The sequence below is a fragment of the uncultured Thermosynechococcus sp. genome (assembly GCF_937958135.1).
GTDB lineage: Bacteria > Cyanobacteriota > Cyanobacteriia > Thermosynechococcales > Thermosynechococcaceae > Thermosynechococcus.
Genome location: NZ_CALGOG010000045.1, coordinates 1 through 21,285, shown reverse-complemented (window position 1 = coordinate 21,285; position 21,285 = coordinate 1). Strand labels below are relative to the sequence as shown.

General features: G+C 54.0%; 20 protein-coding genes and 1 tRNA gene. 8 read left to right on the top strand and 13 right to left on the bottom strand.

Annotation, left to right across the window (positions count from 1 at the left end):
• Positions 1-277: 277 nt before the first annotated feature.
• Positions 278-1,060, top strand: coding sequence for an ABC transporter permease subunit (locus Q0711_RS05695; protein ID WP_298617652.1), 783 nt, complete (start codon positions 278-280; stop codon positions 1,058-1,060).
• A gap of 67 nt (positions 1,061-1,127) precedes the next feature.
• A tRNA-Thr gene (locus tag Q0711_RS05690) sits at positions 1,128-1,199 on the top strand.
• A gap of 43 nt (positions 1,200-1,242) precedes the next feature.
• Here Q0711_RS05690 and Q0711_RS05685 read toward each other — a convergent pair.
• Both Q0711_RS05685 and trxB read right to left on the bottom strand, forming a co-directional pair.
• Complete coding sequence (locus Q0711_RS05685; protein WP_299041923.1) at positions 1,243-1,998, bottom strand: sulfite exporter TauE/SafE family protein; 756 nt, start codon at positions 1,996-1,998, stop codon at positions 1,243-1,245.
• A 19-nt stretch (positions 1,999-2,017) separates the two neighbouring features.
• Positions 2,018-3,379: a thioredoxin-disulfide reductase gene (trxB, locus tag Q0711_RS05680; protein ID WP_298617656.1), complete on the bottom strand. Its 1,362-nt coding sequence runs from the start codon at positions 3,377-3,379 to the stop codon at positions 2,018-2,020.
• 148 nt (positions 3,380-3,527) lie between these two features.
• Here trxB and Q0711_RS05675 point away from each other — a divergent pair, with 148 nt between their 5' ends.
• The 3 genes from Q0711_RS05675 (at position 3,528) to Q0711_RS05665 (ending at position 8,922) form a co-directional block, all read left to right on the top strand.
• Positions 3,528-4,505 (top strand): site-specific DNA-methyltransferase, encoded by a 978-nt coding sequence (locus Q0711_RS05675; RefSeq protein WP_298617660.1) that lies wholly within the window; start codon positions 3,528-3,530, stop codon positions 4,503-4,505.
• Positions 4,506-4,663: 158 nt separating this feature from the next.
• Positions 4,664-8,170 carry a chromosome segregation protein SMC gene (gene smc / locus Q0711_RS05670; protein WP_299041919.1) on the top strand — a complete coding sequence of 1,169 codons (3,507 nt, stop codon included), beginning with the start codon at positions 4,664-4,666 and terminating at the stop codon, positions 8,168-8,170.
• Positions 8,171-8,289: 119 nt separating this feature from the next.
• On the top strand, positions 8,290-8,922 hold the full coding sequence (locus tag Q0711_RS05665) for a DUF3747 domain-containing protein (RefSeq protein ID WP_298617666.1): 633 nt from the start codon (positions 8,290-8,292) through the stop codon (positions 8,920-8,922).
• A 2-nt stretch (positions 8,923-8,924) separates the two neighbouring features.
• Here Q0711_RS05665 and smpB read toward each other — a convergent pair whose 3' ends face one another.
• Complete coding sequence (gene smpB, locus Q0711_RS05660; protein WP_298617669.1) at positions 8,925-9,383, bottom strand: SsrA-binding protein SmpB; 459 nt, start codon at positions 9,381-9,383, stop codon at positions 8,925-8,927.
• Positions 9,384-9,480: 97 nt separating this feature from the next.
• Here smpB and Q0711_RS05655 point away from each other — a divergent pair, with 97 nt between their 5' ends.
• Positions 9,481-10,101, top strand: a complete 621-nt coding sequence (locus Q0711_RS05655; RefSeq protein ID WP_298975835.1) for a bifunctional 4-hydroxy-2-oxoglutarate aldolase/2-dehydro-3-deoxy-phosphogluconate aldolase — start codon at positions 9,481-9,483, stop codon at positions 10,099-10,101.
• On the opposite strand, the gene Q0711_RS05650 is transcribed toward Q0711_RS05655, so the two are convergent.
• The gene (locus Q0711_RS05650) at positions 10,052-10,744 is read right to left on the bottom strand and encodes a DUF1997 domain-containing protein (RefSeq protein ID WP_298617674.1); all 693 of its coding nucleotides are present in this window, start codon (positions 10,742-10,744) and stop codon (positions 10,052-10,054) included. The genes Q0711_RS05655 and Q0711_RS05650 overlap by 50 nt on opposite strands.
• Positions 10,745-10,933: 189 nt before the next feature.
• Between Q0711_RS05650 and Q0711_RS05645 the strand changes: the two genes are divergently transcribed.
• Together Q0711_RS05645 and Q0711_RS05640 are read left to right on the top strand one after the other, a co-directional pair.
• The gene (locus Q0711_RS05645) at positions 10,934-13,006 is read left to right on the top strand and encodes a glycosyltransferase (RefSeq protein WP_298617677.1); all 2,073 of its coding nucleotides are present in this window, start codon (positions 10,934-10,936) and stop codon (positions 13,004-13,006) included.
• 92 nt (positions 13,007-13,098) lie between these two features.
• Positions 13,099-13,497, top strand: coding sequence for a DUF1823 family protein (locus tag Q0711_RS05640; protein ID WP_298617679.1), 399 nt, complete (start codon positions 13,099-13,101; stop codon positions 13,495-13,497).
• On the opposite strand, the gene bioA is transcribed toward Q0711_RS05640, so the two are convergent.
• The 9 genes from bioA to Q0711_RS05595 form a co-directional block, all read right to left on the bottom strand.
• Complete coding sequence (gene bioA, locus Q0711_RS05635; protein WP_298617680.1) at positions 13,467-14,792, bottom strand: adenosylmethionine--8-amino-7-oxononanoate transaminase; 1,326 nt, start codon at positions 14,790-14,792, stop codon at positions 13,467-13,469. The two genes, Q0711_RS05640 and bioA, sit on opposite strands and share 31 nt — an antisense overlap.
• Positions 14,770-15,033, bottom strand: a complete 264-nt coding sequence (locus Q0711_RS05630) for a YlxR family protein (protein ID WP_298613741.1) — start codon at positions 15,031-15,033, stop codon at positions 14,770-14,772. Before Q0711_RS05630 ends, bioA begins: the two co-directional genes overlap by 23 nt.
• A gap of 5 nt (positions 15,034-15,038) precedes the next feature.
• Positions 15,039-16,226, bottom strand: coding sequence for a transcription termination factor NusA (gene nusA, locus Q0711_RS05625; RefSeq protein ID WP_298613743.1), 1,188 nt, complete (start codon positions 16,224-16,226; stop codon positions 15,039-15,041).
• Between the two features lie 49 nt (positions 16,227-16,275).
• The gene (rimP, locus tag Q0711_RS05620) at positions 16,276-16,737 is read right to left on the bottom strand and encodes a ribosome maturation factor RimP (RefSeq protein WP_298613745.1); all 462 of its coding nucleotides are present in this window, start codon (positions 16,735-16,737) and stop codon (positions 16,276-16,278) included.
• A gap of 200 nt (positions 16,738-16,937) precedes the next feature.
• Entirely contained in the window at positions 16,938-17,237 is a 300-nt protein-coding gene (locus tag Q0711_RS05615; RefSeq protein ID WP_298613746.1) for a hypothetical protein, read from the bottom strand.
• A 129-nt stretch (positions 17,238-17,366) separates the two neighbouring features.
• Positions 17,367-18,620 (bottom strand): organoarsenical effux MFS transporter ArsJ, encoded by a 1,254-nt coding sequence (gene arsJ / locus Q0711_RS05610; protein ID WP_298613748.1) that lies wholly within the window; start codon positions 18,618-18,620, stop codon positions 17,367-17,369.
• A gap of 10 nt (positions 18,621-18,630) precedes the next feature.
• Positions 18,631-19,641 (bottom strand): ArsJ-associated glyceraldehyde-3-phosphate dehydrogenase, encoded by a 1,011-nt coding sequence (locus Q0711_RS05605; protein ID WP_298613750.1) that lies wholly within the window; start codon positions 19,639-19,641, stop codon positions 18,631-18,633.
• Between the two features lie 82 nt (positions 19,642-19,723).
• Positions 19,724-20,332, bottom strand: coding sequence for a beta-carotene isomerase domain-containing protein (locus tag Q0711_RS05600; protein WP_298613752.1), 609 nt, complete (start codon positions 20,330-20,332; stop codon positions 19,724-19,726).
• The gene (locus Q0711_RS05595; RefSeq protein ID WP_298613754.1) at positions 20,322-21,038 is read right to left on the bottom strand and encodes a hypothetical protein; all 717 of its coding nucleotides are present in this window, start codon (positions 21,036-21,038) and stop codon (positions 20,322-20,324) included. Before Q0711_RS05595 ends, Q0711_RS05600 begins: the two co-directional genes overlap by 11 nt.
• Between the last annotated feature and the right edge of the window lie 247 nt (positions 21,039-21,285).

Sequence of the window (21,285 nt, the reverse complement as noted above, 5' to 3'; positions counted from 1 at the left end):
GAGTTCTTGGCGATTGCTTGGTGATTTCTTAAAAGTATCCAAGGTATTTTACTCCCCTTCTGGTTCTCTAGGAGTTTCTTGGCAATACGGATCGCCGGTGTCCTTGACCGCTGCTTAAGGGCCTCCTGTGGGCGCCAGAAGCCCTAGAATTGGGGGAAAGCTTGACCACTACCGTCTAAAGTCTGACCAGGAATGTCTAAGCAAGAGGCTAGGGCAACAACAAAATTGGGTATTCTTTGAGAGAAAAGTAAATTCAAGAATTCAAGAAGGACAGGAGATGTTGCCCTTAACGCTGAGTCGCCTCTGGACAATTAGCCGCAATGTCTTTAATGAAATCCTGCGGGAACGGGTTCTCTATGTCACGGCGCTCTTTGCCCTCAGCTTTGCCGTAGCAATTCTCATTTTGGGGCAGGTATCAGCGGGAACCCAAGACAAAATCAGCCTCGATGTGGGAATGGGGGGAATTTCTCTCTTTGGCCTAATGATTGCCGCCTTTGTGGGGGGTGGTCTCCTCAATAAAGAAGTGGAAAAACGCACCATCCTAGTGATGTTGGCCAAGCCCATCAGCCGCGCAGAATTTATTATTGGCAAGCATTTAGGTCTCTCGGCGGTTCTGCTGGTGCTGGTGGCACTGATGACGCTGATTCTGTTTATTTTGATGAGCCTAAATCAGTTTGCCTATCCCGCGGGGCCTCTGATCGTTACCTCCTTCTATATTGTGCTTCAGCTATCGCTGCTCACGGCGGCAGCGCTGCTCTTTGGGAGTTTTACCAGTTCCCTGATTGCAACGCTGTTAACAGTCGCCCTCTACTTTATGGGGCACTTTAGCCAAAATTTAGTTCGTCTGGGTCAAAAAATCGAGAGTGAGGGAGTGCGCCAACTCTTGCAGCTGCTCTATCTGATCTTTCCTGATTTATCTCGCCTAGACTTTAAGAATACGGCGGTCTATGGGATCCTGCCCTCCCCCCTGGAACTGGGGGTCAATGCCTTTTATGGGGTAATTTATACAGTGGCGCTCCTGGCGATCGCCACCTTAATTTTCTCTCGGCGAAACTTTTAAGAAAAACTTGCAGCTCAGTGGTACAATTCTCCCCTTAATGGGCTATGATAAAGCTCTGGGAATTCTCGCCCGTGTAGCTCAGTGGTAGAGCACACCCTTGGTAAGGGTGAGGCCACGAGTTCAATCCTCGTCACGGGCTTTGTTAGCCAACTCTGTGGAATTCACAATCTGCGGCGGGGTATTTATCGCTGTTGCAACCAGTAAACGATTGCCAGTACGACCGCCAAAAGAACCACAATGCGGCGTAAGAGCACGGGGTTAACCGCGCGGGCAAATTGCCCCCCCAAAAAACCGCCAACAATGGTGGCGATCGCCATCCCCACAGCAACAGGCCACACCACCTCCCCCGACAGGACAAAAAAGGCAGCGGCGGCAGCATTGGTACCAAAGGCCAAAACTTGCTTCAAGCCATTGAGGCGGGTCAAATTGTCGCCGAAGGCAATTCCCAACACTGCCAGCAGAATCACACTCACACCTGCCCCAAAGTAGCCGCCATAGACCGCCGCCAGAAAGACAAGAGGAATCGCCCCCGCCTCAGAAATCGCAGGGGCATTCACCCGCCGGCCTAGCCAAGCTCGCACCTGTTCTTGAACTCCCAAGAGGACAGCAGCTAGCAAAAGCAAGTAGGGAATCAAGGCATTAAACACCGCCTCCTTGGTGTGCAGCAGCAACATTGCCCCTGTCATCCCCCCTACCACAGCGCTGACAAAGAGCCAACCTAGGCGCCATGGTTGACCCCGCAGCTCCTCGCGCTGTGCCACCGTAGCTCCCAAGTAACCGGGAACTAAGGCAACCGTGCTGGTGAGATTGGCAACCAGCGGCGGCAGGCCGATCGCCACCAAGGCCGGAAAACTCAGCAGGGTTCCCCCACCGGCAAGGGCATTGACCACACCTGCCGCCAGACCCGCTAGGGTGAGCAGTCCGATCTCACTGAGCATGCCCCTCAGTGGCTCGAGCCTAGGCAAGATAGCGTTGGAGGGTTTCGCGGTAGTGGCTTTTGGGTTTCATCCCGACAATCTCCTCTAGGAGTTCTTTATTTTTGAAGAGCTGAACTGTAGGTGTACTGGTAACTCCCGCTTGCTCGGCGATCGCGCTATCTTCAGTGATGTCAATTTCAATCAATTGCACCTTGCCGTCAAACTCCTCCACCAACCGATCCAAAATGGGCTTGAGGGTATGGCAGGGGGCACAGGTGGGGGAGACATATTTCACCAACAGCAGGCGATCGCTCTCGTGGAAGAGTTTGCGCAACGCATAGCTACCCCGATGCTTAATGGCATGGGGATCAAACGCCTGCTCGGAGGATGCAGTGGGTTTCGCTGTTTCTGGGGGGTTGGTCTCGGTTACTGCTTGGCGAAACTCCTGAATTAGACCCTGCGCCGAAAGCCAACGCTCGGCCTCTAGTGCCGCCATACAGCCACTGCCCGCGGCGGTGACCGCCTGCCGATATTCGTGATCTTGAACATCCCCTGCCGCAAAGACCCCTTCCACATTCGTTTGTGTCCCGTGGTGGGTGACAATATAGCCGACGCTATCCAATTCCAGAAAATCCTTGAAAAGTTGGGTATTGGGTGTGTGACCAATGGCGTAAAATAGACCGCGCACCGGCAGGATGGATTCTTCCTCTGTGGCTTTATTGATAATCCGCAGACCTGTCATTAAGTTGCCATCGCCCAGGATTTCCCGTGCTTCGGTTTGCCAGTGTACTGTAATTTTGGGATTGGCAAACACGCGATCCTGCATTGCCTTACTGGCCCGCATCTTGTCACCGCGAACAAGGAGATGAACGTGGGAGCCGTATTTGGTGAGATAGATTGCTTCCTCCGCCGCAGTATCACCACCGCCAATCACCGCTAGTTCAACATCTTTGAAAATGGGCATTGCCCCATCACAAATGGCACAGGCGGACACCCCCTTTGTCCAATACTGCTCCTCGCCGGGAAGATGGAGCCGTTTGGCCGTTGCCCCAGTACAGATAATCACGCTGTGGGCATACACCTGCCGCTCCGCTGAGCGAACAAGAAACGGGCGTTGACTGAAATCCACTTGAATCACATCTTCGGTGACCATTTCCGTGCCCCAGCGCTGTGCTTGCGCCTTCATTCGTGCCATCAGTTCTGGCCCTTGAATGCCTTCAGGAAAGCCGGGAAAGTTTTCCACTTCGGTGGTGGTCATGAGTTGTCCCCCCGGCACCCCCCCAATTTGATAGCCTTCAAACATAAAGGGCTTGAGGTTAGCGCGAGCGGCATAGATAGCTGCGGTGTAGCCCGCCGGGCCAGACCCAATAATGACAACATTTTCAATCCGTGGCGGTGTCATAGCTAAAATAAACTCGAAACGACTATGATTTATTTAATTCTAAACCGATTTGCCGTGGCAAACAAGGGAATCGCCTTTGGGCATAATGGGCATAGCGAAATCAAAGGTGAGATCAATCCCTAGGCCTAATAGAGGGCAGGAGTAGAATTTGAATCAAATTCCATTGTTATCTAATGTCAAATCTATCGCACCCATCGAAACAAATTTCAAACCGGATGCTCGTATTACTATTTTTTGTGGTGATGTTAATGATTTTGTGCAACAGATTCCCGATAATTCGGTTACCCTAGTTGTAACTTCGCCCCCCTATAACCTAGGAAAAGACTATGAGAATCGGCTTTCAGTTGACCAATATCTAAAAATTCAATCTCAATTGATTGCTCAACTTCACCGTATCTTGAGAGAGGATGGCAGTATTTGCTGGCAAGTCGGTAATTTTATTGAAGATGGAGAAGTTTACCCCCTTGATATTCTCTACTATCCGATCTTCAAAGAGCTGGGCATGAAATTGCGTAATCGCATTGTTTGGAAATTTGGGCATGGATTACATGCCTCTAGGCGCTTTTCAGGGCGTTACGAGACTATTTTATGGTTCACGAAATCCGATAATTACATCTTCAACCTTGACGCAGTTCGAGTTCCAGCCAAATACCCTGGCAAACGTCATTTCAAAGGTCCCAATAAGGGAAAGCCATCGGGAAACCCGCTGGGAAAAAATCCCTCTGATGTATGGGAAATCTTAGTCCAAGACTGGGAAGAGCTGGTCTGGGAGATTCCTAACGTCAAGTCTAACCATCCAGAGAAAACGATCCACCCTTGCCAGTTTCCCATTGAGCTGGTTGAACGTTGTATTCTGGCACTGACCAATAGAGAGGATTGGGTCTTCGATCCCTATATGGGGGTTGGTTCTGCATTGATTGCTGCGCTCATGCATGATCGGCGGGCAATGGGTTGCGAAAGAGCAATAACCTATGTGGAGATAGCCCGTCAACGCATTCAGGCATATTACGATGGTACTCTCCGTTATCGTCCCCTAGGCAAACCGATCTATCAGCCTACAGGAAAGGAGAAAGTCTCCCAAATTCCTGAAGAATGGAAGGAGTCTTCCCAAGTGTTTGGAGTTTAGAGCATCGTGGCGTTGCGGATATTGACATCCCTGTACTGGTACTGGGAATAACTGCCTGAGAAATAGGGCCGGCCAAACCGTTCATGTGCGATGTACTCAGCAATTACCTAGCTATGCTTTGCAGCTAGGATGTATATCGTTGAGCAGCGTCCTGAATTGTGTACATCAAGCAGTTAGAACTCACAAATTTTAAGTCCTTTGGCGGCACAACGGTAATTCCGCTGCTGCCGGGGTTTACGGTCATTTCAGGTCCCAATGGCTCAGGGAAGTCGAATCTTTTGGATGCGTTGCTCTTTGCCCTCGGCCTTGCAGGGTCTAAGGGGATGCGAGCCGAACGCTTGCCCGATTTGGTGAACCACAGCCAAACACGACGCGGCCATGGTGTTGTCGAAACACGAGTCACGGTGACCTTTGCACTGGATGCCGAAACGGAATGGCGGGTGACGCGGCGACTGCGGGTAACCCAGCAGGGCACCTATACCTCGACCTACGCGGTGAATGATCAACCCTGCACGCTGAATGAATTGCACGATCAATTACAGGCGTTTTGTATCTATCCCCAAGGCTATAACGTGGTTTTGCAGGGGGATGTCACCAATATCATTTCGATGAATGCCAAGGCACGGCGGGAAATTATTGACGAGTTGGCGGGGGTGGCGGATTTTGACCGCAAGATTGCCCAAGCTCGCGAAAAGTTAGATACGGTCAAGGAGCGTGAAGAACGCTTGCGCATTGTTGAGCAGGAATTGATTCGACAGCGCGATCGCCTGCAAAAGGAACGCCTGCAAGCGGAAAAATATCAAGCTCTACGATTGGAACTGCAAGAGCGAGAGCAATGGCGGCTGGTGCGCCAATGGCAAGCCCGTGAACAGAAAAAAACACGGCTGCAAGCCGAGATTCAAGGGCTGCAAAAAGAACAAGACCAACGCCGAGCACAACTACAGCAAAAGGCTCAAGAGATTGAAGCGGCAGCCGTCAGGCTAGAACACCTCAATCAGCAGGTGAAAGTCCTCGGCGAAGAAGAGTACCTCCGCCTGCAAGCAGCGCTAGCCGATCTCTATGCCCAACAGCGCCAGTATCAACGCCAGCAAACCGCTTACCAGCAGCAGCAGGAACAGTTGGGGGAACAACTACGGCAACGACAAGCCCAGTACCACAGTCAACGGTTGCAGCAACAGCAACTCGCTGCAGAGTTAGAACAGCAAGGGGGCGATCGCCTCCCCCTAGTCCAAGCAGTTGCCACCAGCCAAGCCACCCTCGACGCCCTGCGGCAGCAAGCTCAGGAGTTAAGTGCAGCCGCCCAAACTTGGTTTCAGGAGCACAGTCGGCGGCGACAGCGGATTGATGCCCTGATCCACGAACTGGAACCGAGTCGTAGTGAGCTTTCTCGCCTTCAGGAGCGATCGCAACAGTTGCGCCAGCGCCAGGGGGAACTCAATCAAGCGCTCACTGCCCTCAACACCCAACAACTGGAATTGGAAGATGCCCTTGCTCAAGCCAAGACAGCAGTCCGCCAGCAGGAGCAGCAAGTGCAAACCCTTGCCCAAGACTTAGCAAGGGCACAGCAACAATTGCGCTTAAGTGAAGAAACCTATCAACGCCTTGAGCGAGAACAGCGACAAAAGCAGCGGGAACTGGATCAACTGGAAGCGCGGCAACAGGCCGTCCAAGAAACCCAAGGAAGCTCTGCGGCTCGGCTGGTTTTAAGTGCTGAGATACCGGGTGTGCTGGGATTGGTGGCGCAGCTGGGACAGGTGGAACCCCGCTATCAACTGGCGTTAGAAATTGCAGCTGGCGCACGCCTAGGGAATATCGTTGTCGTAGATGACCGTGTGGCAGCGGCGGCGATCGCCCTCCTCAAACGGGAACGGGCCGGCAGAGCAACATTTTTGCCCCTGAATCAGATGGCACGTCCCAAGCCCCTCCCTCCCATTGCCTTAGCGGGCTGTGTTGACTATGCTTTGAATCTCGTTACCTTTGAACCGCAATATGCGCCAATTTTTGCCTATGTGTTTGGCAGTACGCTGGTGTTCGAGACCCTTGAGGCAGCGCGACAATACCTGGGGCAGTATCGGATGGTAACCCTAGACGGGGACTTACTGGAACCTTCAGGGGCAATGACGGGGGGGAGCCACAGTCGCACCCCCATGCTGCATTTTGGTCAGGGGGTTACCCCCCAAGAGTCGGCAGAAGCTGAACGGTTGCGCGATCGCCTTGGGGAGTTGGAGCGCTTACTGGATCGCCTCTTACAAGAGCGTGGTCAAAAACAGCGCCTAGTCAATGAACTGAGCCAAGCCCTGAGCGAGGCCCGTCAAAGCCATCGCGATCGCCAGCGGCAATGGGAGCAACTCCAACAGCAACAGCAGCGCCTCACTGCCCAACAGGCAGACCTAAAGCGGCAACAGCAGCACCTCAGCCAAGAGTTAACCACCGCAGAAACTGAACTTGCGCACCTAGAGACTCGTCTTCCTCAACTGGAAGCAGAACTTGCCGCAGAACGCCTTGCCCTGAATGCCCTTGAAGCCAATCCTTGCCATCAGCAGTGGCAGCAGCTTCAGGAACAAATTCAAGCCCAGGAGAAAATCCACGCTGACCATCTGGCCGCCCTACAAGCGGTGGATCAAGCCTTGGGCGATCGCCAGCGCCAACTCGAGCAACTGAAGCAAGCCCAACGCCAAACGGAGCAGGAGATACGGCAACTGCGCCAAGCCCAACAGGAGACACTGTGCCAGCAGCAGACCCTCGAGCAAACCCTGGGGGACTTGGCCACACAAATTCAAAAGACCCAAACTGCCCTGAGGGAGTTGGACGCTCGTCTCGGTCACCTTAAAAGCGATCGCGATCGCCAAGACTACCAACTGCGGCAGTCTCAAAAGGACTCTCAACAGCTGGAGTGGGAATACCAAAAAGCCAGCGATACCCTCACCACGCTGCAAGCACACCTTCAGGAATTGAGCACCATTGAGGTACCCCCCTTACCGCAGCCATTACCCGACGTGCCTCCTGACCTTTCCCTCAGCGATATTCAACAGCAGTGCCAAGCCCTAGAAAAACAGCTCCAGGCCATGGAACCTGTCAATATGCTGGCAATTCAGGAATTTGAGGAGACCCAAGGGCGGCTTAGGGAACTCCAGGCGAAGCTTGCCGTTCTAGAAGCCGAGCGCACGGAGATCTTACTGCGGATTGAGAACTTCACAACTCTTCGTCACCAATCCTTCCGTGAAGCTTTTGAGGCCGTCAATGCCAACTTCCAAACCATTTTTGCCACCCTTTCCGATGGCGATGGATATTTACAACTGGAAACGCCTGAGGATCCCTTTGCAGGGGGTCTGAATCTAGTGGCACACCCCAAGGGGAAACCCGTGCAACGCTTGGCCTCAATGTCGGGGGGCGAAAAATCCCTAACAGCGCTAAGTTTTATCTTTGCCCTCCAACGCTATCGCCCCTCCCCTTTCTATGCCTTTGATGAGGTGGATATGTTTCTCGATGGCGCCAATGTTGAGCGCCTGGCCAAAATGATTCAGCAGCAGAGCCAAGAAGCACAGTTTCTCGTTGTCAGTCTGCGGCGACCCATGATTGAGGCGGCTGAGCATACCATTGGGGTCACCCAAGCACGGGGACAACATACCCAAGTGATTGGCCTAGATCTAACTGCTCACCGCTGAGGTTTGAAAATTTGAAAAATAATTCCCAGAATTTTGATAGTTCCTCGGCGTGGATCGTAGTGGAACAGTAGCATACCTTTAGCTGTCAAAACCTCCAAGTTCTGTTGAGGAGTGTCCCTATGAAATCCTGGCAAAAACTCGGTCTGAGCCTACTGACTGTGGCCTGTTTGGGAGCAATGGCCCCTCGACCTGCCCAAGCCAATATGTTTACCCAAACAGAAGTGGATCAAAGCCGCTATGCCGTAATGGCTGTGCCCCTTGCCCGCGGTGGGTATCGCCTACTGGTGGTAGAGCAAATTAAGGATACGCGTCCCTGCTGGAGCGAATCGGGCAGTAACCCGGTGGTGATCGATCCGCTGTTGACTACGTTTGACTTCACGGGCATTTGTGGTCGTGCCACCGATAGCAACGGTTACTCGATTCGGGTGGCTCAACAGGATTTAGGGTTGCAGTACAATCTGCGCATTGAAAGAGGAGATGGCGAGCTACTCCTTGTCGGCAGCAGCAATCGCGGTGGCCCGCGGATGATTATTGGTCGTACCCATGGTCTCCAGGAGGGACAGTTCCTCAAGTTCCATCTGGAACCCACATGGCGGCTAACGCGGCGCACCTATGAAGGCAACGTGCTTGGCCATGTGTATTTCACCAATGACTCTTGGGAGGCGGCAACGGCAGGTGCACCAAGCCCTACTCCTGCACCCATCTTGCCCGTCAGTACAGAAGCCAGCCCGCTTCCAAAACCGCAAAGCTAAACTTAGCGCTGCTTCATTGCCCGCTCCATTTCCCGTTTGTCTTGCCGCTGCTTGAGGGCTTGGCGTTTGTCGTGGAGTTTCTTACCGCGAGCCAGCCCTATGGAGACCTTGACTCGACCGTTTTTGAGGTAAAGCTTCAGGGGCACAAGGGTCAGTCCCTTTTGTTCCACTTTGCCCACCAGCTTGCGGATTTCTTGCTTGTGGAGAAGAAGCTTGCGATCGCGCAGGGGATCGTGGTTATAGGATTGGTTGGTACTCTCGTGGGGCGAAATGTGGACATTCATTAACCACGCTTCGCCATTGCGGATGCGGGCAAAACCATCCCGTAAATTCACCTTGCCAGCACGGATAGACTTGACCTCCGTGCCGAGCAGCACTAGCCCACACTCATAGGTTTCTAGAATTTCGTATTGAAAGCGCGCTTGGCGATTTTCACTCAGGATTTTGACGCTATCACCCATTTGAGACTCGCAAGGGTATTGCCAATATACCGTAGTTTAGGGGTAGGGAAACTTTTCATCTTATCACTGCCCTTCCACCTCCAATGGTTATGACGCCATGCCCAAGCCGCAGCAGTTAGAGTTTTTGCAAGGTCTGCCCTTGATTGCCGTGGTGCGGGCGGCCGATCCTGCGCAAGCGATCGCCCAGGCTCAGGTGTGTATCCAAGCGGGCTTCACCTGCCTAGAGGTGACATGGACTACTCCTGACGCTGCTGGGGTGTTGCACCAACTCCGTCGAGACTCTCCCCACTGCACGATAGGAGCTGCTAGTCTCAAAACGCCAGCGATGGCTGAGGAAGCGATCGCCGCGGGGGCGCAATTTCTTGTGACTCCCCACACCGCGACAGAGGTGGTGCCCCTTGCCCAGGAGGCCAATTGTCCGCTTATTTTGGGTGCCTTGACGCCAACGGAAATTCTCCGCGCGTGGCAAGCAGGGGCAGTGGCGGTCAAGGTGTTTCCCATTATGGCGGTGGGGGGGGCAAGCTATCTGCGGGCAGTGCGACCCCTGTTTGCTGAGATTCCCCTCATCCCCTGTGGGGGTATTGGCTGGGAGGATGTGGTACCCCTCTGGAGGGCAGGGGCGATCGCCATTGGGATGGGGAGTCAACTCAGCAGCGATGTGATCATGCTCAAGCAGCAGGTGGCGCAGGCTCGTCAAGCGTATCGGGGGTTGGGGTGAGGACGCGCACCCGCTCAGCATGGAATCGTTTGCGTCGCCAGCGTTTGCCCAAATTGAGGCCAATCGTTTTGTGGAAATCGTCTTGAACCTTTGCCGTTAGGCGGTAGGAGACGTGACGGACAATCTGAGCCAAGACCCGATTGCCTGTGCCTTGCACTAGACCGTGGGGTAGCCGATAGATAAATCGAGGAAAGTACATTGTTACCCGCAAATCCAGCTCCCAATTCACGCGGGTGTAGTCAACCACATTCAGGTGCAATAGCTCCTCATCCGTGTCTGGATTGGCGCGCATCGGTACTAGGGCCATGGCCGCTTGAAAATTCACCTCATAGTTCAAAAAGGGCTGCTCTGGGACAGGAATCGTTTCAATGCGATAGACTCCTTGCTCTTGGGGCAGCAGGTGTAGGCCAATCTTGGGTTCCACCTCATAGCCATGGGAACCGTAGCGACCAATGGTGAGAATGTAGCCGTGCTGACCCACCGGTTCTGCTTTCATGGGATGGGCACAGCGATGAAACCATTCTTGGTGATTGTTGAGGTAAGTTTCGTAGCGCTGCACCGGTGCATAAACTTCCATCCAACCTTGAAATTGGTTGTGAAAAACAAAGGGCGGCAAGTTTGTGCCATCTGGGGAAGCGGTCATAGCATTCCATCAGCTCATCAAAATTTGGTGATTTTCATCCTGACATACCGCTGGGGGCGATCGCTACGGCAGGAACCCCTGAAAGTCCTGTGCTTGTCTAAAGCTTAGTTTATATTTCGTTACATTATCTTGATAGCGGCGGGGGATGCCGCCCGGTATCTTCTTAAACTCTTGATTGAGGCTTCAGCGATGGCCATCCTCGTGCCTTGGCTTGCGGTGGAACAGTTAGACAAACCGTGGATTTTTTGGCCTCTGTGCTTGATGGTGATCCTCAGCAGTGTCGTTTTGCGCTGGGGGAAGGTGCAGCAGCTGTGGGCGCGTGTCCTTGTGGTGGGCAGTTTAATAGCCCTGATGCTGCATTATCTGCTGTGGCGGTCTCTCGCCACCCTCAATCTGCGCACCCCCCTAGAAGCGGCCCTCAGTTTACTCCTGCTGGGCATTGAAAGTTTTATGATGGCGGGCTATGGCTTGCAACTATACCTGCTTTTGCACATTAAAAATCGTCGTCCCGAAGCCGATGCCGCTGCCCTTGCAGTCAAAAGTGGCCACTATCAACCTTGGGTGGATATCTTGATTCCCACCTACAATGAACCCCTGACAATTTTGCGACGCACAATTGTCGGCTGCCAAGCCCTTGACTATCCCCACAAGCGGATTTATGTTCTTGACGATACCCGTCGCCCTGCTCTCCGGGAATTGACCTTGGAATTAGGCTGTGAGTACCTCAGCCGGCCAGACAATCGCCACGCCAAAGCGGGCAACCTCAACCATGCCCTTGGCCATACCCAAGGTGAACTGATTGCAATCTTTGATGCTGATTTTGTTCCCACGCGCAACTTTCTCACCCGCACGGTGGGCTTTTTCCAAAGGCCTGACATTGGTCTTGTACAAACCTACCAGAGCTTTTATAATCCCGACCCTATTGCCCGCAACCTTGGCCTCGAGGATTACCTGCCTCAAGAGGTGGAGATCTTCTCCCGCCATTATCAAGTCCTGCGGGATGGCATTGAAACAGCGCTGTGCTACGGCAGTTCTTTTGTGGTGCGGCGATCGGCTCTAGAGGCCATTGGCGGCTTTGTCACCGAATCCCTTAGTGAGGACTACTACACAGGAATTCAATTGACGGCAGCAGGTCATCGGCTCATTTATCTGAACGAAAGTCTCAGTGCGGGGCTGTGTGCGGAGGAAATGGCGGCGCATATTCGTCAACGTCAACGCTGGGCACGGGGTACCCTCCAAGGATTGTTCATTGCAGCAAGTCCACTGCGGGTGCCCAATCTCAGTTGGCTGCAGCGCCTTGCCCACCTAGAGGGAATCACCCAATGGTTCCACAGTCCCCTGCGGTTACTGTTGCTGCTGTTGCCCCTGATTGCCGCTTTTTGGGGGGTGGTACCCCTGGAAACCACCCTGCGGCAGTGGCTCTACTATTTTGTACCCTATTATTGGCTCCTGGTGAGTACGTTCCGCTGGCTCAATGGCCAAAGTCGCTCTGCCTTGGTGTCGGATATCTATGCGGTGATTCAGTGTGTGCCCTTGACCTTGACGGTAATTGACACGTTATGGCGCCCCTTTGGTCAGGGCTTCTGGGTGACCCCCAAGGGGAGTTATCGCGATCGCTACCGAGTTCAGTGGCATCTTGCTGCCCCCCTTTTGGTGCTGTTTGTGCTCTCTGCTGTTGCCGCCGTCTTGAATTGGCAGGCATTACACACCAAGGGGCTACTCCTGGCATGGGTCTGGAATCTCTACAATCTCATGATTCTTGCCCTTGCGCTTTATAGCCTCATCGATCGCCCCCGTTCCGATCCCTACGATTGGCTCAATGTGCAGCAAACGGTTGAACTCCATCTTGCTTGGGACAAAACCACTGCCCTTTGGGGCAAGACCATTCGCCTTTCTGAAGGGGGGGCTATCATTCATCTGCACCAACCCCTCCCCCCCTCCGCGATGGGTGTCTCCCTTACCTGTCGGCTGTTGGAGGCAGGCATTGACCTCAGCGGCCAAATTGTGGATATGCCCAATCAAACGACCCTACAGATTTATTTCGATCCCCTAACCTGCGCTCAATACCGCCAATTGGTCGCCTTACTTTTTTGTGAACCCAACCGGTGGCAGTGGCAGAAAGCCCCCAATGAATTGCAAACTCTATGGTTACTCCTGCGCACTCTTGTTTCCCCTCCTTTAAGTCGCCACTGGAGGCGGATCATGCCCTCTGATCAGGCGAAAGCGGAGCCTCGCCCTTACAGCTATTCCGATCAAAAATGAAAAATGACTCAGTGCAATGGAGCGATGACTAAGATTCCAATACGATTAAATCGTTATCGCGAGAACAGCAAAGCTAGCGATGAAGCGAGGCAATGAGCAGTTCTGATGTGCAACTCCCCCCTCTCACAGAAACCACGCTGTGGCAAATTCTTAATGATGAACTGGAGGATGCCACGGTAAATCAGCTCCTGTGGCACTGCTTGGGTTATCGCTATGACGCCAACACTCAAACTTGGCAGAGCGATCGCGTGCCCCCAGAATGGCAGCAAGATTATCCCCAACCGCCGGACTTCATGGGTAGCCGCCCCGCCATTGTCAAACTGACGCGCTCGATTCCCCCTGCCCACAAACAACTGCTCAAGGAACAGTTGGGCTTTCCTGGCTATGAAATTAAAGAACTGACCCCCCGCCGTACCCGCCGTGCCACTGCTGTCAATTGGCTGTTGAGCTACCTGGCCACTCAAGCCGAGACGGGGGCAAAGCACCCCTGAGCCACCTCGATCGCCACTTGGCGGATGGCTTGATAGACCGTGGCTAATTCCGCATCGGTAATGCAGTAGGGGGGCAAAATATACAGCGTATTCCCCAGAGGTCGCAGAAGGACTCCCAATTCAATGAAGCGGCGGCGCAGTCGGGGCACAAGGTCACTAAAGTAGGAGGCCTCGGTTTCTAATTCCATGGCTGCAATTGTGCCACAGGTACGAAAGTGCTTGAGATTGCTGACATCGGCCAGATACTGCCGCTGACACTGCCAATGGCGTGTTTCTAAACTTTGGTAGCGCTCTGGCTCTGAAAGCAACAACCGGAACGAAGCCACACTTGCTGCACAGGCCAAGGGGTTGCCCGTGTAGGAATGACTATGGTAAAAGGCGCGCGTTGGGTCGTCATCATAAAAGGCTTGGTAAATTTCCTCCGTGGCCAAGGTCACGGCAATGGGCAAGCAGCCTCCCGATAAACCTTTGGACAAACACAGGAGATCCGGTTGCGTGCCGGCTTTCTCACAGGCAAAAAGGGCACCGGTACGACCAAATCCCGTCATCACCTCGTCATAGACCACTAACACTCCGTAGGCCTTGGCGATCTCAGAAATTGCTTGCAAAAAGGTGGGACGGCACATGCGCATGCCCGCAGCTCCCTGCACCAAGGGTTCAATAAAGAGGGCCGCGTAGGTCTCTGGGTCTGCCTTGAGGGTGTCCTCCAGTTGAGCGATCGCCTGTGCCTCCTTGGTTGCTGCCTCTGGATCCCCTGGATAGGTGGCGGGGTAGGGCAACAGGGTTAGGGGGGGAAGCAGGGGTTGGAAGGGTTGCCACCACGGAGAACTTTGACCCACAGTCATGGCTCCTAGGGTATCGCCATGGTAGCCGCCGACAAAGCCAATAAAGCGCGATCGCTGGGGTTGACCCCGCCGCTGCCAATACTGGTAGGCCATTTTTAGAGCCACTTCCACGGCGGTGGAGCCATTGTCGGAGAAGAAGACCCGCTGCAACCCCGCCGGGCTGTGGGCGCACAAGAGGTGGGCGAGCTGCTCCGCCGGCTCATGGGTAAAGCCGGCAAAAATGACATGCTCAAGGGTTTGCGCCTGCTCGGAGATGGCTTGCGCCAGAACAGGATGGCTATGGCCGTGGAGCGTGACCCACCAGCTGGAAATGGCATCAATAATCCGCCGACCATCACTGAGTTCAAGCATGGCTCCTTGGGCACGCACCACCTTCAGGGGCGCATCCGCCGTTTTCATTTGCGTAAAGGGTTGCCAAATGGGGGAGTCAGTCATGGTTAGGATGGGCATTTAAGCGAGCAGCAAGGGTGGTAAAAATCTCCTCAGGAATGGGACAGCGGAGCGATCGCGCCAAGCGCTTTTTTTGTTTGGCCACCTTGAGACAGTCCGCCGTACGACATAGGTAGGCCGATCGCCCCATTCCCTGATCCAACTGCACCTTTTGATCTGGCCAGCAGCGCACCACGCGCCAGAACTCCGAGCGATCGGCCAAGCGACCACAGGCCACGCAGCGGCGTTGGGGATTAGCCATCTTGACTAACTCGCAATCTGTTCTTCGAGGGCGGCCATGGCCAAGCGATCCTCCTCTTCGTAGTTGTATTGGGAGCTGTCGCGCACCTCGATTTTCCAGCCCGTGAGGCGAGTTGCCAAGCGCACATTTTGGCCTTCTTTGCCAATGGCTTGGGAGACCTTATCCGGTGCCACAAGGACATGGGCAATACGCGCTTCGGGGTTAATGAGCCGCACCTCTTCCACCGGTGCGGGACTGAGGGAATTGGCAATGTAGGTGGCGGGATCCGGCGACCAGCGAATGACATCTATTTTTTCGCCCCGCAGTTCATTCACCACCGCTTGAATGCGCGATCCCCGTGCCCCAATACAGGCGCCCACAGGATCCACATCCCGCTCTAATGTATCCACGGCAATTTTGGTGCGGGGGCCGACTTTGTGATTCGGGGGATTGGCTTCGCGGGCAATGGCAACAATTCGCACCACCTCATCTTCAATTTCGGGCACTTCATTCGCAAAGAGATAGACCACCAAGCCGGCATCGGCGCGGGAAACCTCCAATTGGGGTCCCCGTTGCGACCCCTCTTTGACGCGCTTGAGATACACCTTGAAGGTGGAGTTGGCGCGGTAGTTATCGTTGGGAAGTTGTTCCCGTTGTGGCAGTTCGGCCTCCACTTCTGGCTGGCTGGCGTCGCTGCGCACGGCCATAATCACCGATCGCCGCTCAAAGCGCAGAACGCGCCCCACCAGTACCGTACCTTCGAGGTCCTTAAATTCCTCCTGGATAAGGCGACGCTGTTGATCTCGCAGTTTCTGCGCCAGCACTTGCTTGGTTTGCATGGCGGCCATGCGGCCAAATTCCTGATGGTCAGGGGTCACATCCAACAGCACCGTATCGCCGACACGGGCGTCCTGCACCACCTGAATCACATCGGCAAGGGCAATCTCGCGATCTGGGTTCTGTACCGTTTCTGTGATTGTTTTGGTGGCCAACACGCGGAAGCCCTCTTGCTCGGTGTCGAGTTCCACTTCAAAGTTGGCAAAGTGATCTTCCTCAAAGTGGCCATGATCGGGACGCAGACTGCGACGATAGCGTTCGTATCCTTTGAGTAGGGCTTCTTTGAGAGCTTGATGCACTGCGTGCTTGGGTAAGTTTCGCTCTTGGCTGATTTCATTGATCATGGCGCGTAGGCCGGGTAAGCGATAGAGAGTCATCGTCCGTTACAACCTCGATCTAACTAGATGAAATAGAAATCAATCTGGGCTAGGGTTCACCGCCGGGGCTATATAGCTGGACACTGGCAATGAGGGAGCGGGGAATTGCCAGCGATCGCCCCCGCCGATTGAGATAGACATTCTCTGCGTCGCGGCAAATCAGGTTCCCCTCCCAAAGGGTTTTGCCCCGATGGGGGGCAGTGGTGGTGACGCGCACCGGAAACCCGCGAAAGGCATCAAAGTCGCGATCGCTACTCAGGTAATCCGATAGACCCGGACTCGACACCTCCAGAACGTAGGCAAACTCCAACTCCGGCAGCCCATCCAAGGCCATCTCCAGTGCCCGACTCAGTCGTTCACAATCCTCTAGGCTGGTGTCCTGCTCAGGATGGCGCACCTCCACCCGCAAAATGGGTGGCGATTGATGGGTCAGCCACTGCACACTAACTAGGTTGAGGCGTTCTTGATCGGCAACCTGCTGCGCCAGAGTTTGCACGACCGGCAAAAGCATTTGTATCTGCATAGGAAATAAAAAAGGCGGGACATTGCCCACCACACCCAAACAGTCTGAACAAAGGACACTCCCCCCTTCCTAACGGAAGGAGAATTCTGAACCCTTCCCCGTGGAAGGTTCATGGGTGCTGTCACTACACCACTCTTGATGAAGACTAGTATAACAGCTAACCGTGGGCGATCGCCACCTCGCTTTTCCTAGCGATCGCTCACATCCCCATTCGTCAACTCATCACCGTCGTAGTTCTCTTCCTCCAGCTCCAAATCCTCTAGGACGGGATTCAAGAGCACGGCCATCTCCGCCTCATGGTGGGTCAGCCACTGGCCTGGGGTACGGAACCAGCGCGGCGGATTAATGTAGCGAGCATAATACCAGGGGGGAGCAGTGGGCTGGCTAATTTCTGCCTGTACGCGAATTTTCTCACCTGGATAGTAGGCCTCTTCGGGTTCCACTTCTAACCAGACTTTTTGGCCGATGATTTCTTGGGGGAGCATCATAATGGCACTTCCTTGGGGAACCTCTCCTACAGCCCTCTGCGCAAGCAAGAAAATGTTTGACCCTCCTTGCCCTTAAAGGGCTGTACTTTAATTTTATTGCCTTCTCACCCAGGTGCGGAAATGTTGCATTTATTCACCATCCCCCACAGCAAGGGAGGGGTAGGGGTGCTGCCGTTTCGGATCCTCTAGTTTTAGGGAAATAATTCCCGCGCAGAGAACAAAAACCACCGAGGCCCATAGGCAGCCAACAATGCCCCAAATCTGATAGATGAGGCCGGAGAGTACGGTTCCCGCCAGTCGCCCGCCGGAGTTGGCCATGTAGTAAAAGCCAACATTCAAGGCCACTTTTTCATCGTCGGTGTAGGCCAGTACCAAGTAGGAGTGCACTGCCGAATTGATGGCAAAAATCAACCCAAACAGGAGCAAACCGCCAATAATGACGGCATTGGGATTCCAATCACTCATCAAGCCCAAGGCAATGACGGCTGGGACAATCGTCAGCGTAAATGTCCAAAATTGGATAGTGGCTGCTTGGGGAGGCCGACCGCGATTGAGGTATTTCAACAGAACCGGTGCCGCAGACTGCACACCGCCATAGCCAATGACCCACAGGGCGAGAAAGCCCCCCACTTCATAAAATGACCAGTTGAGGACACTTTGGAGATAGACCGGCAGGCCCACCACAAACCAGACATCCCGCGCCCCAAAGAGGAAAAAGCGGGCGGCGGAAAGGATATTGATCTCCTTGCTCTTGGAAAAGAGTTGACGAAACTTGATTTTCTTTTTGATCTGCCCCATCCCCCGCGGCAGCAAGAAACCGGTAAGCATGATCAGGAGGAGGGCGATCGCCATTATCCACAGGGACGCCACAAAGCCCGCCAACGTCAATAGTACACTTCCCACAAAGAAGCCCACCCCCTTGAGGGCGTTTTTAGACCCCGTCAGAATTGCCACCCACTTAAAGAGGCGCGACTCCGCCTCTTGGGGCACTACCAAGCGAATGGCACTCTTGGAACTCATTTTGGTGAGGTCTTTGGCCACCCCCGACATCGCCTGTGCCGTCATTACATAGGGCACGGCAAACCACAACGGCCAGTCTTGTGTTAGAGGTGTAAGCATAAGGAGCGAGATCACCTGCAAGCCAATGCCGGCGTAAAGGGTGACATTTAATCCCAACCGCGCACCAATCCAACCACCAAGAAAATTAGTGATAATGCCAAAAATTTCATAGAAGAGAAATAGGAAGGCAATTTGCAGCGGGGTGTAGCCAATCTGGTTAAAATACAGCAGCACTAACATCCGCAGCGCGCCATCGGTAATCGTGAACCCCCAGTAGGCGAGGGTCACAATCATGTAGTTGCGGACACTGGTGGACACAGCCATAGCAGACTCCCTAGGACAAAGTTAGGGCGACGTAGCGCGCTAATTCCGCCAAGCGGTTGCTGTAGCCCCATTCGTTGTCGTACCACGCGAGAATTTTCACCTGCGTTTCATCCACCACCATGGTAGAGAGGGCATCCACAATGCTGGAACGGGGGTCGTTGCAGTAGTCCACAGAGACAAGGGGACGCTCCTCATAGCCGAGAATTCCCTTGAGTTCCCCAGCTGCCGCGGCCTTGAGAGCTGCATTCACTTCTGCCACACTCGTGGGGCGACTAACTTCAAAAACACAGTCTGTGAGCGATGCGTTCAACAGAGGTACCCGCACCGCCAAGCCGTTCAGTTTCCCCTGGAGTTCTGGATAAATCAGCCCGATGGCAGTGGCTGAGCCGGTTGTCGTGGGTATAAGAGACATGAGACTAGAGCGCGCACGGCGCAAGTCCTTATGGGGAGCATCAACGACGGTTTGCGTATTCGTGACATTGTGAATGGTGGTGATCAAACCATGGCGAATGCCAAAGGTTTCGTGAATAACTTTCACAACGGGAGCAAGGCAGTTTGTCGTACAGGAGGCAGCAGTGAGCAAGTGGTGTTCTTGGGGATTGTAGAGGTGATCATTCACCCCCATGACAATGTTGAGGGCTTGCTCTTTAACCGGGGCAGCAACAATGACTTTTTTCACCCCTGCGGCAAAGTAGGCAGCCAGTTGTTCTGGCGTTCGGAATTTACCCGAGCATTCCAAAACAATCTCGACTCCCCGCTCTTGCCAAGGCACCTCTGCTGGGGTTTTCGCTTCCGAAAAGCTGATGATCTGATCGTCAATGGCGATCGCCCCCTCTTTGGCTTGAATGGTTTGGGGCCAACGGCCATGAACCGAATCAAACTCCAACAAATAAGCAGCCGCAGTCGGGCCTCCCTTAATCTCGTTGATGTGGCGAAAGTCCAGCTCAGGCCAACCCCAGGCAGCCCGCAAAACCAAGCGACCAATACGACCAAAGCCATTGATGCCAATGCCGACGCCCATCGTTGCTGCTCCAGCAGTACACCCCTACCCTATTTCAAGGCCTCTTGAACTGTCAATCTGCAACCATTCTTAAAGGGTGCCCCTAGACATGGGGACAGGAGGCTTGGGTTGGTTCATGCCAACAGGGGAGAATTGTTGGCTCAGGAATCGGATGGGCAGGCGTACCAAAAACCATCTCGCAACTATAGTCCCTAAAGTTGGGAGTCATAGTTAAAGGAAGGCCAAGCTGCTGCCGAAAAAACTGCTCTGTCGGCTTTTTACAGAGGTTCACACACAGCGCCATGCATTGGCCCTCGGCCAAGTAACGGCATTTTTGAATGCGGACGCCACTTTGCTGCCATTGGCGAGATTTATTCGGGAGAAGCACCTCAACCCAGTAGCGATCGCTGGCACCAACTAGCCAACCTGTGAGCCGGGTGGCAAACCACGCATTCCCTTCACAGACCCAGCGGGTAGGACGCACAAACCTGCGGATGAGAGCACTGACCGTCGGCGGGATGAGAAGATCAAAGACCTTAGCAACTATGGCCTGCTGCTGCGCCGGCGATCGCCCTTGCTTTAGTTGCCGAGTGATCTCAATAAAGCCAACGTAGTCGAATCGCCGTGCCCGAACACCAAGGACATTGGCGATCGCCCGAATGAGGCGAGCTAAGCACCATTGCTCTAGCCAATTCAAGGACTTAGGGGGCATTGTCGAGGTACTCTAACACTTCCAGGGCAGCACGGCGAACAATTGGCTCTGTTTCCTGTCCTAAGAGGAGATAGAGCGCTTCTTGCACCTGACGGCGATCGGCGCCCTGAGAGACACGAGCAAGTTGGCGAATGGCCACCAGCCGATGCAGGGGTTGAGGATGGGTGAGGTCAGTCAACCACCGGCAGACCTGTTGGGTCTGATGCTGCTGTTGCAGTTGTCCAATCGTTGTCCCCAGCAGAGCAATGACACCCACCAGCAGCAGGCCAAGGAAGATAAGAGCCACCACCAACCACGGATCTGCCGTGTGCTGCCCCACATGGAGAAGGGTATAGGTCCCCAAACAGGCCAGCACCCCCCCCGCCACCGTCAAGGCAAAGGGATGATATAGCCAGTGGTGAACCTGCTGGCGCAGATCCTGCCACAGCGTTAAAAGTCGGCGTTGCCACCGGCTGAGGAGAAAAATCGTACCCACCCCGCTGAGAGTAGCAATCATCAGGGGGCCATCGGTTTGCCACAGAAGGAGGCCTGTCCCTAGGCCAGCCATGACAAGTACAAGGCGTTCAGAAAGGAACCTCAGAACAGCGGACTTCCAGCGGCGGCGGAGCGATCGCGTAGCGTGCCCTTTGGGCAATCGCCTTTGGCGCAGCGGAGTTGAGTGCTGTTGAGGTCGTGGCAATGACCATTTCGCCCAAGAGGTAACCATAGAGTGGGTGTGCTGCCAATTGCTGTCTTATTCTACTTTGTGCAGGTGACTAAGTGACATTAGAAGCGACTAAAGGTTATAATGCTCCTATGAGTACAAAGAGATATTGCCAGTGGTCTGGTGCTGCGAAATAGATTCGAGAAGCGCTGTCGGGCGGACAGTGCTGAAAATGCCCCTGGAGAGGTTCTGGCGGGGGTGTCCTTTGGGGCACCTCTCCTAAGCGTCGAGGGAACCCTAGCCAAGACTC